General features: G+C 51.5%; 6 protein-coding genes. 2 read left to right on the forward strand and 4 right to left on the reverse strand.

Annotated features, from left to right (window positions below; translation table 11 throughout):
- Positions 1 to 2: 2 nt before the first annotated feature.
- From SH302x_RS19100 to SH302x_RS19115, 4 genes are all read right to left on the reverse strand, one after another.
- The gene (locus SH302x_RS19100; RefSeq protein ID WP_479364130.1) at positions 3 to 1,055 is read right to left on the reverse strand and encodes an SMI1/KNR4 family protein; all 1,053 of its coding nucleotides are present in this window, start codon (positions 1,053 to 1,055) and stop codon (positions 3 to 5) included.
- A 117-nt stretch (positions 1,056 to 1,172) separates the two neighbouring features.
- On the reverse strand, positions 1,173 to 1,721 hold the full coding sequence (locus SH302x_RS19105) for a hypothetical protein (protein ID WP_479364131.1): 549 nt from the start codon (positions 1,719 to 1,721) through the stop codon (positions 1,173 to 1,175).
- 68 nt (positions 1,722 to 1,789) lie between these two features.
- On the reverse strand, positions 1,790 to 2,458 hold the full coding sequence (locus SH302x_RS19110; RefSeq protein WP_479364132.1) for a hypothetical protein: 669 nt from the start codon (positions 2,456 to 2,458) through the stop codon (positions 1,790 to 1,792).
- 139 nt (positions 2,459 to 2,597) lie between these two features.
- Positions 2,598 to 3,155 (reverse strand): hypothetical protein, encoded by a 558-nt coding sequence (locus tag SH302x_RS19115; RefSeq protein ID WP_479364134.1) that lies wholly within the window; start codon positions 3,153 to 3,155, stop codon positions 2,598 to 2,600.
- A 1,434-nt stretch (positions 3,156 to 4,589) separates the two neighbouring features.
- On the opposite strand from SH302x_RS19115, the gene SH302x_RS19120 reads away from it, so the two are divergent.
- Both SH302x_RS19120 and SH302x_RS19125 read left to right on the forward strand, forming a co-directional pair.
- Positions 4,590 to 4,775, forward strand: a complete 186-nt coding sequence (locus SH302x_RS19120) for a hypothetical protein (protein WP_479364135.1) — start codon at positions 4,590 to 4,592, stop codon at positions 4,773 to 4,775.
- A 1,682-nt stretch (positions 4,776 to 6,457) separates the two neighbouring features.
- A complete protein-coding gene (locus tag SH302x_RS19125) occupies positions 6,458 to 15,073 on the forward strand; it encodes a Calx-beta domain-containing protein (RefSeq protein WP_479364136.1) in 8,616 nt (2,871 codons plus the stop codon).
- Positions 15,074 to 15,234: the final 161 nt, after the last annotated feature.

The raw sequence follows: 15,234 nt of genomic DNA on the forward strand, positions 1-15,234 counted from the left end.
TGCTACAGATAGAGTCCGTCGGGTTTCTCCATCATTGCGATCATATTCTCAACGAGTTTTGCGCGGCGAGCAGCGCCCGCACGGCGAAATAGTTCGGACAATCGCGTGCCAAATGAAGTCGCAGTAAATCCGTAACTTTCGCGAAAAGATGTTGTCTTTAGTGCCGCCCGGTCGCCCAAGTTGAGCCATAGAAAAATGGCGTCGAGAATTTGTCCACGATGAACGTATTCATCAACCATTGCAATCGACAATTCAAAGTCTCGGCTCTCCGCAACACCGGTTTTGAGCGTTAGGGTCGAAACCTTTTGCATGAATGGATCGTCTCGGATAGATTCATCGACCTCCCTGATTTGTTGGAGCCACATAAGTGCTTTGCGCGCCCAATCTGGTCTGAACGAACCGGGTAGGATGTGATCGGCCCAAAAGCAACCGCCCCAAAAAGCAAGGGGACAAATAAGCGACTGACGCAAGTAGATCGAAGCGTGCGATTGCCGACGAGTTCGCCGAAGTAGATATCCAAGTCCGAAGTGTGCAGCCCCGTATTCCGGAAGAAGTTCGATTGCTTTGCGATAGTGCGATTCCGCGTCGTCAAGCCGATCCTCTGCGACCAGTTGGTCGGCAACGGCGCAATTCCGGAAGGGTGAGTTCGGATCAATTGACAATAACAATTTGTGATCGTCTGCAGCAACGACACCCGTGATGTCGATCGTTGGTCGCGGTACATTTGCCGAGTCAAAAGCGGATTCGAACTCGTAAGTAAGTTTGCGGTCTTCGTTGCGAGCAAGTTGGCAACGACCGGCAGAAGGCATGTCACCATGCTCAGGGATTAAAGCGTAAGCATCGTGGCTGCTATAGGCAACCATCGGCGGTAATTCTTCGCGCCCAATTGGCCAGTAGAATCCGTGGTAGTCGCCGTTCCCGGTTCCAGCGAATGGAAAGAAACCGATAGGCGGATATACAAGGGAATGGACTCTTGATCGAATCGGTGTGCCATCAGGATAGGAGGCGCCCTCGACTTTGAGAATGTCATCGTCATATTCCGTGGGCATCAACATACGATGTCAAATCTACGAAGGCAGAACGACGGCGGTAACGTGGACGCACACGGCGATGTTCTAAAGCAAAAGCCGGATGGATCGCGGCACCGGTGCAACGCATGGTTCGTTGTGGTCCTAATCTTGATCGCATTTTTGCAGATAAGCATACTGCTGCGACAGGACTGCAATACGATCTGCGCTTGTTTCGATCTCTATGTCGGATCGAATGTTTTTTAGCATTTGCTGACGACACTCACGCTGCAACGTTGTCAATGACTGATGTGACCTTGGTCGCCACCAGTCTGAAAATGTCTCTGCTTGAATAACGGAATAGTGTGAGGTTAACTTGTTGCTGCACTCGAAATCCAACATTAATCGCAGTATGTCCTCACAAGCAGCTCCAATCGTGGGACTTGAGATTTGATATGTCCCATCTGCCATTGCGATGACTTCTTCACGTTGAAAAAATGTTGTGCTGGCAGCCGATTTATTCGCCAAGTTGCGAATCAGAGAAGGTATCGATTCCACACCGCCCGATTTCAAACGACCAAATGCCTTTTCGACAACGGAGTCAGCGTTGTCGGCGCTAAGTTGTTGAATACAAATCCCGTAATCGGGCTTTTCTGTTGAGCAACCAACTGCCGCCATCAAAATCATAAGTATGTGAAATCTCATCTTAATCATCGACGAACGTCCGCTTTCACCATGCGACGGCGAGTGATCGACCATGGGAATAAAACGCCCCACCGTCGCTAGGGTGCATCGCCTGGCTCGCCCAATGCTGTCTGCACAATTGGAATGGAGGAAGTCGAAATCCTTTGGACATTTTTTAATGCCAAAAAAGTTACCAGCAGATAAATTGACGACGGTATCAATGCGATTTCTGCCATATCCTTGACCCAGTCAATGGCGGATGAAAGCGGCGGGAAATGGTAGATGTTCGGATTCCCGGCATTCACGTGGTTGAAATGGTTGAAATAGATCAATCCAACGAAAAATGCCCAAATCAAATAGACTAAGTAGCTTATGAATGCACCTGTTCGAAGGCTGATTTCGAGTCGCTTTTGGAGCCAAAACGCTATGAGCGCCGGAACCAAAAACGTCGCAATAGGGGCAATAGGGAGAGTCCAGTTTTCGGTTTCCACATATGCTCTGCCCACGCCAAAAGTAACGCCTACGATAAGCATCAAAACGAAAACATCCGTGATCGAGAAGGTCCTCAACCGTCGATGGGGTCCTGGCTTTGCCTTATCAGTATAAAAGCAAATGAAGTGATTGACACCAAAGAACAGGAGCAAAGAACCGAATGTTGAAGGGTTCGAAAAGAAGGCATTGAGCTTGTCCGTAAAAAACGATGCAAATATGAGTATTATGGCGACCAAAACCTGGAAACCAACACTGTACGTCAATGTTGCCTTCACTTGAGGCTCCGCATTTACAACCAAGGAGGCCGAATAAACTCAATCGACGAACATCCGCGTTCACGGGGCAGCGGGAGTTGACGTTGATTTCAAAAGCCGCTGGCCAAGGCCGCTCCCGTGCATGCGATGGTTCGCCAGCTTATCGCGAAAATACCGGATCGAACGTTGGAAGATTGTGGTCGCCGCGAAGTATTTCTCCGCCCAACCGTTCTATTTGGAATGCTCGAGCCCATTGGTCATTCGAGCGCAAGCCATGCGCAACCTGAGTGACGGCATTGATTAGTCCGTACATTGTGAAATCGGCTGCATCAGTGAATGCAGATTGAATGTCCGATTGTTCGTCGTCATTAATTAACCCCTGTGCGGAGAGGTGACACAAGAACTCGTAGGGCGTGATGATCATTTGCTGTGTAGTGGCCCGAAATCGAGCGAGATCAACATCGAGGCCATCGCCGCTGAATGAACGAGCGATGACAGCTTTGATCTTCAGTGGCCAATTTGCAGGCGGCGCATCAGCGGTTGAGATCGTGAACGATTGCCCCTTTTCGCATTCGAGCAACGCGCCGTTTTCACACGAGACGCGAAACGCTCGGGCACAAGCTAACGTTTCGAAGTCGCCAGATTCGGAGTTTTGCAGGAAGAAGCCAGCGTTCATTTTGTCGCCGACGTCGAGATTGCGGCCGAGATCATGAGCCAACACTGCCAGATGGAGTTGGCCGTTTTGCTCATGGCAATGATCGACGGCGAAATTCCATGGTAAGTCGCGAAGCGCTTCGATGACGTGGTTAAGCAGTTCGAGATTGCCGATCGCATTCGGAGCAATATCGCGATGACGTAAAGCAAGACCATCACGAATGTCCGGACGACCTGTGCGTAGTCGGTTTCGCGGGAGAACGTTGGAAACGGCATCAGTGCGTAGTTCATGACGAGCTCCTATTGATGGCGAACGACGGCCGTCACCGGGCGACCGCCAAAAGCCTTTGGTTTCTAAAATCCGCTCGATCGACCACTCCGGTGCATGCGATTGTTATTTTCCGTTCCAGACAAAGCAGTTCGGTATTAGGATCCGAAATTTTGCGATTGCCTCTTCGGTTACACGAGTTTTGTTGACATTGAGGTGGCGGAGTTCCGTCAGTTGCGTTAGGTACTCGAGTCCAGCGTCTGTCACGTCGGTTCCAGCCAAGTCGAGATCATCCACAACCACAAATTCCTGGAAGACGCAAAGTTCGGCGTCAGTTATAGCCCCCCTAACGAATGACACCAGAACTCTCTTTGAGTCCCAGAGCACCAACCCACCTTTCGCGGCAATTTTTTCACGGCAGTGAGATGTTCGCGATACAGTTTGTTTTCAGTCTCTATCGCAACGGAATCGCATTGAATCCAGTAGTTACGACGTACGATGAGGTCCAGGAATGCCATCGGGGAGAAAAGAAACTCCGCAAATCTGGATCGCCCCGCATATCGTGCAAACCGCATTCGCATCACTGCTTCTCGATTCGCAAACAAAGACGTTTCAGGTGTGAGTGTCGAGAGATATGCAAACGTGTACAAGGAGTGACGTCGCTGCGATCACAATGAATGCGATTATGGAGTCAGCAGTTTCCGAAAATATCATTTTAATTATCCCGGGTTCGGTTCTGGATACGCGATATCTCAGGTTTTATCCCAGGGTAGAACGCATTTTGCGCAGTTCCGAAGGCTGTGCCAAGTTGATTGGCCTTTGTTTGAATACCGGATAACTTCCTGCTTATCCCGGCTTTGGTGGACGGTCGAGTCGGCTCAGATTTGCGCTGATGCTTTCACTCATGAGTGACTCTCGCTTTTGGGCAGCCGCTGAAAAATTTGCCAGTCGCTTGGACCGCTGAGCAACTTTCGCTTTGTTGGACTGCCAGGAGCGTCGATGGCAAAATTGCATTTGCCCGGCCGGGTGGTGTATGTACTTTGAATTTGCATTGAAGAGGTCTACATGCCAATTCGGTTGTTTAAAGCTCGAAGCGCAAACGCTACGCGCGACAAGAAGGATTAACTTTGGTCCCCACGCTTACTGGGCACGTTCGCTCGGTCCATCGGTTTAAGTGATACACAGCCAATTTCCATCGAAGTCGAACCGGTAATTGGCTACCTATAATCCATGCGGCCTACCGGACGGCCCGCTTGGCAACGGTTGCAATTAGTCAGAGCCTTGGAAGCTTATCTGGCCACGGTGCTGGGGCACCAAGACGTCGCGGCAACGATGATTTATAGGCACGAGATGAATCGTCCTGGGATTTCGGTGATCAGCCCGCTGGATCGCGTTGGGCAACCATCCGGCAGATAGCTTGTCGCCGTTGCATCATCGTCCATGAGTTTACTTGTCAACGGCGCGGACTTCGTTCCCGTGGGTAGCACCGTTGGTGTACTTATACTTTTATTAGGGAGCGAGTCTCGCGGATGGTTTGGTGTTGGACAGGTTGGGTAGGTTTCGTTTTGAGTGTGGCTTGGCAAGCGAGCAGGTTGCATCGCGTGGCACGAGCGTTCTATTTTACAGAGGCTGAATGCCGCCGTGTTGTAGCTTGAAGCGGCACGAAGGGGCATTTTGAGGATTTTTTTCTTGGTTCTGCCTGGTGAGTGGGATGTAGGCTGGTAACCAGTAAAGCCAAGCACTGCGATTAACCGCGTGGGGATCGCTACATGTTTGTGATGGTTGGTGACGCGGCCCGATGGGCACGCGGTTAAACGAAGAGGGTGCGGGATCATCAGGCTATCGCGCGTGCAAATGCTGCTCCCTCCCCGGACGCTCGGGGAACTCGCGGCCGACCCTCCCAAGTTGGGAGGGTGAAGTGGGAACGCGTACGCCTAGCGGCTGACGGTTAAACGAAAACGATGCTGGATCATGTGGTGCGTTGGCGTTGATATGCTGCCCCCTCCCCGGACGCTCGCGGAACTCGCGGCCGACCCTCCCGAGTTGGGAGGGTGAAGAAGGAACGCGTACGCCTAGCGGCTGACCGTTAAACGAAAACGATGCTGGATCATGTGGTGCGTTGGCGTTGATATGCTGCCCCCTCCCCGGACGCTCGCGGAACTCGCGGCCGACCCTCCCGAGTTGGGAGGGTGAAGAAGGAACGCGTACGCCTAGCGGCTGACGGTTAAACGAAAACGATGCTGGATCAATTGGTATGTGGGCGTTGAAATGACGCTCCCTCCCCGGTCGCTCGCGGTACTCGCGGCCGACCCTCCCGAATCGGGAGGGTGAAGTGGGCGGGCGGATGTTGTTTGTAGTACCGCCTTCAGGCGGAATGAAGTTGTGTTCACAGCGAGCATCCGGCTGAAGCCGGGACTACGAACTAAGACCGGATGACGGCGGGACTATGAACTAAGACCGGCTGAAGCCGGGACTACGAACGTGGTACTCGCGGCCGACCCTCCCGAATCGGGAGGGTGAAGAGGGCGGGCGGCTGCTGTTTGTAGTACCGCCTTCAGGCGGAATGAAGTTGTGTTTACAGCAAGCATCCGGCTGAAGCCGGGACTACGAACAAAGACCGGATGACGGCGGGACTATGAACTAAGACCGGCTAAAGCCGGGACTACGAACGTGGAACTCGCGGCCGACCCTCCCAAGCTGAGAGGGTGAAGAGAGTGCGGGATCGTAGGCCGGTAACAAGGTCGCGATGTTGTTGCCGGAACTGCGCAAAGCCAATCGATAATCGTTCGACTGGGTTAGTGACGTTGGTCAGGATAAAGCGACCGAAGTTCCGGCAAAGGGGGGCTTTACTTGTTACCGGCCTACGCCACTCCCGAATCGGGAGCATGAAGAAGAGAGGATGGTATACGGTAGAAGTTGAGATGCTCCATGGCAGCCTGAATTGCAAACCGGCACGTTTCGAAATATTTCAAAAAACCTATCGATGAGTAACGACTTTTCTAGTTGAACAAATTTTTCTTGCTAAACTACCACCTTGTTGAACACCTAACTCTGCTGTGTTCCCCGCCCCCGTATTTGATTTACATCACGGTTCCTCTATGCGCACTGGTCGTTTCTCGCTTAAGTCCCGTATACAACAATCTCTAAAACGTAATTTTCGTAAACTGCTTGTGGAGTCGCTGGAAGATCGACGACTTCTGACGAGTGTGCCTAGCTTAAGTGCGGCTATCGTCGCAGACTTAAACGCAACGGTCATTTCGTCGAACCCGACCGAAGCGATCACGATCCAAAATACGACTTATTTTGCAGCTTCATCCGCAGAACATGGTTCAGAGCTTTGGTCGACCGATGGTACTATCAACGGAACCACGATGGTCGCAGATCTGGCTGTCGGCAGCATCAATGGAACGCCACGAAATCTGACGGCTCTCGACAATCGCCTGGTCTTTGTTAGTGAATTCGCTGATGAGGACTCTCCCAGCCTCAGTACAGGCTTATTCACGTACGATGGCAGTGTGGTGACGCGGCTAGCAACGCTGGCTGAGATTTCGTCTGGGTTTGGCGAAAGCTCTGCGGTGTTTGCCCTTGGGAACGAATTGATTGTGGTCTTTCAAGACAGCTTTGGCACCAGTCTATGGAAGACTAACGGCGAAGTCAGTGGTACTCAACTGCTGTCCAATAGTTTGGTGCCTGCTTCGATGAGCATGACGACCGTAACGTATACGTCAGCGGTTCTGAACGATGTCTTATTGATCAATTTGCCAGGTGATGGATTCAGCACATCTTCGACGTTGATTCGCACCAACGGTACGTCGATCGGCACTCAAATCATTCGTAGCAGCGACCCTAGTTTCGGTCCAGATGCTCCGCCAGCAGATATCGTTGTCGCTGGCGGCAAAGCGTTCTTTGTTTCCAATTCATCACTGGATGGTTTGGGGCTGTACGCAACTGATGGAACGGCGGCAGGAACCACATTGGTAAAAACAATCAGTGATGGGTTTTCGATGGCGTCATTGGGCTCGATGGTCGAGTTCGATGGCCTGCTGTACTTTACCTATAACGATGGCTTCGAAGGCAATGACTTGTGGAAGTCCAATGGGACAGCCGCAGGAACGACGCTGGCCGTGGATATCGAACCAGGATTGAACAGCGGGATTGAATCGAAATTGTTTGTATGGCAAGGCGCACTGTACTTTGCGGCCCGCAGCAATGGCAAAGTCGAGTTATTCACCAGCGATGGAACTGCCTTGGGGACACAGCTCGTTTTTGACTCTGGAACTACTTTCGGATTGATTCCGCAACGATTCGCAAGCTTGCCGGGATCGTTTGTCTTTGAGACTTGGGATGGTCAGCTTTGGGGTTCGGATGGTACGTCGACCGGAACGCAATTGCTTGCCAACACAGGCGGATTCTCCTATACCGCGTCGGGTAGTCATCTGTATTTCGTAGCAAATACTGCTGGCTTTGGACGCGAGCTATGGAAGACCAATGGGACGGTAGCTGGCACGCAGCGGTTGTCGGATTTGAACCCTGGCGTTCTGGATGGCGTGGATCAGATCCTAGCCGCGAACTCCAGTGGCGTGATCTTCCGAGGCACCAGTGCGATAGGCACCGAATTGGGCTTTAGCAATGGTACGGTCAGCGGGACTTATTTGATTGACGTAGCGCAGGGAACGCCACCGGCGGACATCGTGGACTACGTGGCTGTTGGAAGTGATTTTTACGTCTCGGCCATTATCGATGGCCAACGTCAGTTGCTGAAGGTGAATAGCAACACAGGTGTTAAGACGGTACTGAGGACGTTTACCTTCAGTTCGCCTACAAACTTAGCACATTGGAATGGCCATGTTTACTTCGCGGCATCGGCTGCTTCCGCTCAAGGCGTTGAATTGTGGCGTACCGACGGAACCGTCAGTGGCACGATACTTTGGAAGGACCTTAACCCCGGCAGCGCGAACAGCAGCCCTCGGAATTTCACGGTGTTTAATAACAGCTTGTTCTTCACTGCAAGGACGGCTGCCAACGGTGAAGAGATGTGGCAGATTGATTTGGGCGACGCGCGGGCGACTCTGTACAAAGAGTTTGTTCCGGGAAGTGCGAGTCCCGATATTTCGTCGATTCAGGTCGTTGGTCAACATATGTATGTGGTCGCCGATTCGATCTTGTATACCACGCTGACGACTGGGGCAGTGACTACGCCACCGCTGAGTGTATTGCACGACAACGTTGGCCGGGGAACGTTGATGCCTTGGGAATCAACGTTGTATTTTGCAGGATACTCGCCGCAGCATGGTTACGAGTTGTGGCGAACCAACGGCACTTTGGGGGGCACTTACATGGTTGCCGACTTAGTGCCTGGCCCCGACAGTTCGTATCCAGGGGGCGGAGTGTCTGTTAGTTCTGGACCTGATTCGGGTGGCGCTGGCGTCGAAAGCAAGCTGATCTTCCGCGCTTCGGTAGCAGAGAACAACCATCAGCTTTGGGCGACGGATGGCACGACGCAGGGGACGGTGCGGTTGACGAATTTTGCGGTCACGCCCGGCGAGTATGGAAATGACATAAGCTACCTGCCATTGCGTCTGAACAGTCTTGGTGGTGTTGTGGTGTATGAAGCTTACGATCCAGTGAATGGTCGCGAGTTGTGGGTTAGCAACGGCACGGTTGCTGGTACGCAATTTTTAGCGAACTTGCGACCAGGAGCTTTTCCTGATCCAAATTTAAGTTTAGACCCCGAAGTAGAGCGATGGAAATGGGAGTCGATTCGCGAATCGATCGTTCATGCAGGACGGCTGTACTTCCGATTGGATAACGGCAGTGGTGGTCCCGAGCTATGGACGACCGATGGTACGCTTGCCGGAACGGGCCTGGCCGTCGAGCTGATGCATGGTGCGACCGGCGGCTATCCTACAAAGTTCAAACTCTTCAATGGCGGTTTGTATTTTACCGCGGATACTCGCGAGTACGGAATTGGAACACTGGAAGGAACTGGCGAACTATTCAAGCTGAATGAGGCCCCAACCTTAACCGGACATACGGCGATCATTACGCCTGGCGCAATGCTGACACACACGCTGGCTGGATTCGATCCGGATGGGAATGCGCTGTCGTACGAGTTCGTAACCGAGCCGAACCATGGGAGCGCGTCGATTACCGGTGGGGTGTTGACGTACACGCCCAACCCTGGGTTCACGGGTTCAGACGTGATGCTGGTTCGAGCCAGCGATGGTTCACTGTCATCCAACACGGCGACAATTCGTGTATCGACGCTTGCTGCGCCCAATCGGCTGTCGTTTACGTCTGCCAGCTCAAGCGTGGTTGAACAAACTGGAGTAACTCGCCTCACTGTACAACTCGATGCACCGGCGTCGGATTTAACCAGTATCCCTTATACCATTGAGGGTGCGACGGCGGCGGCCAATCGAAATGAAGATCGAGGGCTAGTAACGTTCCTGGCGGGAGAGCAAACAGCGGAGATTCTAGTCTATCTGCAGGACAATGACCGCTACCAACCGAATAACCAAACAATTGTTGTTTCGTTGGAGGAGACTTTGGTCATTGGACATGGCGCGATTCCAACGCATACCGTCACCATTTTAGATAATGATAGTTTGCCAGTTGTCTCATTCCCTGATCCATGGCAAACGATCGTGGAAGACGATGTTGTGGTAGCGGTGGCAGTAGGCTTAAGCAATCCATCCGATCAAGTGGTCACGACGACGGTTTCACTCTTTGCCAATTCAGGCGCGACGGCGGGTGTCGATTTCATGGCAGCACCTCAGACGGTCGTCACGTTCTTGCCAGGACAAGTCCGCAAGTTGATCCCGGTCCGAATTGTGGAAGACACCTTGGCGGAAGGTCGCGAGTCGGTCTTGGCACAGATTTCCAGTGTGACCAACGCAACGGTTTCGCAGGACCCAAACAAGTTCCGTCATTTGGTATTCATTCAAGACGATGATATCTCGACGCTTTCACTGAGCCCATCCAATCAAGTGCTCCAGGAGGGTGGAACAGCGAGTATAACGCTGACTCGCAGCGGCGGGAACATGTCATTACCGTTGGAAGTCAACTATACGTTTTCCGGTTCAGCTCAACTTGGCAGCGACTTTACCAGTACAGCGGGCACTTCGTTTTTCTTTGCTCCCGGCCAAACCGAGGTCACCAGAGCATTCCAAATTGCCAGCGATGGGGTCGTTGAAGGTTTTGAGGCCTTCACGCTGATTCTGAACTCCAGCTCTGGCTACATCTTAGGCGAACAAGATTGGGCATATGTTGGAATCTTTGATTCGGACTCGTTGTCACCGAAGATTACGGTATCGCAAACAGAAGTTTATGAAAGTAAAGCATCCAACGGACAGAATCGAACGGTAGATGTCACGGTTTCCCTTTCCAAACCATCGGCCGATACCGTGACGATTCCGGTTCGATTGAGATACGAACAGATTCCACCGCCATCACCGCCACCGCCAGTACTTCCCAAGCCAGTCTATCCAGTCATTGTAAATGGAAAGATTCAACTTCCAGCACATGCGTTTGATCCATTGCCCGTACAAAGACCTTCGAACGACAATATTGCTCGATTCAGCCAAGATTTTCTGTTCGACATCTCAAACTTTGTTTTCGCACCTGGTGTTACAAGTATCACGAGACAATTGGAGATCTTGGCAGACGATGATGTTGAGCGAGACGAATGGATTGGTATTTCGATTGAAAAGGGCAATTTGCTGGCGGATAATAAAGACCTGCATGCGAATATTTTGGTTAAGAACGACGACCGAAACGTCATTTTGTCAGGACCAACTAGCGTTAAGGAAGGTGATGGTTCTTTCGTGATCACAGCGACACTAAATGAGCCCGCTGATATTCCTATCAGTTTCCCAGTCCAGATTTCAGGTACGGCTAATGTTTTTGGTTCGCCCTTGGACGTGACCTTCACAGGCTTAAACCCACGTTCCCCGCAACTGTTTTTCAGCCCGGGGGAAAAGACCAAACAGTTTACGGTGAACATTGTCGACGACAACCGACCCGAGCCAACCAAGGATTTGTACTTCAGAATTGTTCGAACTGTCGAAGGAAAAGTTCAGCTTTTGACTCGCCATGATGTACAACTGCTCGATAACGATACGCCTCCTGTGGTAAGTTTTGGAGCAGGTGACAGATCGCTGATTAGCTACGACGCGAACCTGCATATCATACCGATCCAATTGAGTGGCGTGGCAGGCATTGCCGGCCGAATAGACTTGGAGTTCGGAGGTACTGCGAAGCGAGGGATTGACTATGAAGTCACATTTGGCCTAAAGCCCGGCACCAACTCAATTGATGTCGGTGCCAGTACAACCCAATTCTTCCTTGGTATTAAACCGATGATTGCGATCGATTCCCCGTCTAAAACAATCGAAATCACTATCGTGAAAGCTAGCAATGTTTCGGTGCCGACGTCCGTCCCAAAGACAACACGCGTGCTATACAGCCCGTTTGCAAAACTGTTTTTTCCTCCTCCATCACCCTTAGAGCCAATTATGGCTGGCCAATTTCCATTCAGCATTGAGGCAGCGAGCAAAATTAAGGCCACTGGCTCCGACAACGGAAGCACTGCGTCAGGAGTGGTGACAAACGATAAAATAACTACGTCGACTGGCTCCCTCATGATTTCAACGGCGGCTAAAGGCCTGTTAGCGGGAAGTACCGGATTCCTCGACCTGAACTTCAATGGCGTCAGAGACTTTTTAGATCTGAATGACAATCTGCGGCATGATGAAGGTGAACCGCTGGAGCCATTTGCGACCACAAACGCCGACGGCACATTCGCGTTTGTGTTGTCTCCAGAGTTTGATCGTGATGGTTCGGGTATTCTGGAACCATCGGAAGGTCGAATAGTATTGGTGGGTGGGACGGATTCATCGACAGGACTGCCTTGGGAGATACCTTTGACATCACCGGCAGGGAACTTTGGTGTATCACCGCTATCGACCTTGGTGGAGCATGTTGTGCGTCGTGGCGGCTTGGATATTCCATCGGCGATGAGCAAGACAAGTGACGCGCTTGGAATTCCTGGCTATGAACTAACCAGTCGGCTTGCTATTTATCAAATCTTGGATGGAGATCCGCTGGCCGAACTCGCTTACGCAAGACAAATTCAGATTGCCAGTTTAGCGATACTAGCTGGGAAGTTTGCAGAAGGAACTGGGGGTGACATATCGCAGAGTGCACTCACCGCGTTCAATGCAATGGCCAGCCGAGTGCTGCCAGAGGGAAGCTCGGCAATTCTATCGGAAACCTCGTTTGTTCGCGGGGTTTTAACTGAGGTCAACGCGCAGCAGGAAGCTCCTGCTAACGCGACGTTAATTGATGAGTTGTCGGGCGTCATTGCCAATGCGCTCGGTCAATTGGACGACCTGGCTTCCACCTCATTTTCCAGTCCGCGCACATTCCTAGAGCATTTGACTCGCATCAAGAAGATTCTGAACGGCGAATTTGCAAATGAAGTACGTGCAATTGGTGCAGGAACTCAAAGCGTCGCTAGCCTTACGGCTGCCTATAACAGCGCCACTTTCCCGGTGCTCATTCCACTACAAACGGTTGGCGATGTAATACCGCCGGCGATTGGAGTGTTAAACACATTTGTGATCGAAGGATCGAATGGACAAACATCGTCGATGGTGTTTGAGATCGCCATGTTGGGAGAACATTCGTTGCCTGTCTCCGTGAACTATGCCACGCAGGATGGAACAGCAACCGTTGGAGAGGATTATGTTGCAACTTCTGGCATATTGACTTGGGAGCCAGGAGATACGTCCAGCCGATTTGTGACGGTGGATATACTTGGGGATAACGTTGCGGAATCCGACGAGTTTCTCTTATTGTCACTCAGCCAACCGGACGGAGTTGCCGTACGTGTTGCGGATGGGTATGGATTCATTCTCAATGACGATGAATTCGAGGTCACCTTACCAGGCGGCGAGGCCTTGAATAATGTGTCGATCAGCAGATCGCTCGATCAACTGGTGGTTATGGAAAACAATGCGCTGGTGCGTGATTTGACACTAGCCTTGCCAAGTGTTTTGACTTTAAATTCGTCGGATAGTGAATCGACCGCGTTTGAATTGCACTTTATTGAATCGAGTTTGCGATCCGATTACTACGAGCTGAACGGCGGCTCTCTGGCGTCTTCGGATAGCATCGTACTCTACGGCAGCCAGTTGAGTTACCTGGCGCATGGTGGACCGGATGGATCACTTGCGGCCTTCAAGCTGCAATCACGGAATGCGGGCGGAGCCTCTGTAATTGCTTACCAAGACATAGAGCAGGTTGTCTCGAATTTCGATTCAGTGGATACCGTTCAGCTTCGGCTGGATGCTGCGACAGCCTATGCGACGCTTTCAGACGCAGATGCAAATGAAGATGGTGCCCTGTTGTTTGCTACGCCCAACGGTAGCACTAGCGTTGTCTTTAGAAATCCGAACATTGCCGTTCAAATTGTAAGTTTCCACCTAGGTTTTGCGCTGACGCCCAGTGTGCTCGATCCAGGGTTTGAGGGCAACATCGAGGTGCTGCGGGGTGGCACGATCCTGTCTACGTTGACGATCGACAGACTTTCTCCGGTGGACAGTGAGTTGTTGACGCTTTCCACCGAAGATCCATTGTTCTCTAATTCACCGACGTTCGAGTTCGCGACAGGCGAAGGCGATACAGGGAATTCGTTTTTTACGATTGAGAATAATGCCCTAAAGTTAATCGCGCCTTTGTCCGGCCTTGCGGGCTCAACATTAAACTTACGGATTAAGTTATCCAATGACTTAGGTGAGTCTGTCGAGCAGGTGTTTGCTTTAGAGCTAGAAGGGACAGCCAATTCCGCTCCAACTGATGTTTCACTTAGTGCATTGAGCATCAATGAGAATTTACCCGCTCAAAGCGTCGTTGGCACCTTTTTGACAACCGATGAAGATGTCGGTGACGAGTTCACCTATTTGCTGGTGGAAGGGTATGGGGACGAAAACAATTCCTCGTTTGTTATCGATGGCGATCAATTGAGGACCATCGCCGCTTTTGATTTTGAGCTAAAGTCATCGTACAAGATTCGTGTTCGATCGACCGATAGCGGTGGTTTATCGGTTGAAAAGGACTTAACGATCCATATCAACGATCTGCCCGAACTAGTGGGTAATGTCATGGTCGGTCAAGGTGCCGATCAACGATCGCAAGTCACGCAAATCTCCTTTACGATTGATGGAGTTGTTGCCATCGAAGACGGCGCGTTCAGTGTCGTCAAGCGAGGCGTGAACGGCGGTAACGTCCCCCTGTCGACTGATGCTACCGTTAACTCAAATGGCCAGACGGTGGTAACATTAAGCTTCTCGGGTCCCTTTACTCGGGGACCGAACAATGCCTTGGTGGATGGTTACTATCAGTTGAACATTAATGGGACCTTGATAGCACGTTCTGGCCAAATGCTGGACGCTAATCGAGATGGGGTTGGCGGCGATACCGTCGAATTTGGGAATGACGCGACCGACGATTTCTTTGCGTTGTATGGGGATACGTCGGGTGATGGAGTCGTCGATTTGATCGAGTTCGGGCAGTTCAGGTCTACATTTGGAAAGAGTCCTGGACAAGCTGGCTATAATCCATTGTATGACTTCGATGGTGGCGGGGTTCTGTTGACTGACTTTGGTCAGTTCCGCTCTAATTTCGGCAAGCCAAAACTGCCTTGGCAATAATGCTTTATCGATCGTGAGTTGTAGCTGCTCAGTCATGGCCCCACCGGAACAGGTCCGGTGGTGGCCCTGCGGCTCCGACCGCAGGGATGTTTATAGTACCGCCTTCAGGCGGAATGAAGTTGTGTTCACAGCGAGCATCCGGCTGAAGCCGGGACTACGAA

The sequence above is a fragment of the Njordella calcicola genome (assembly GCF_056494125.1).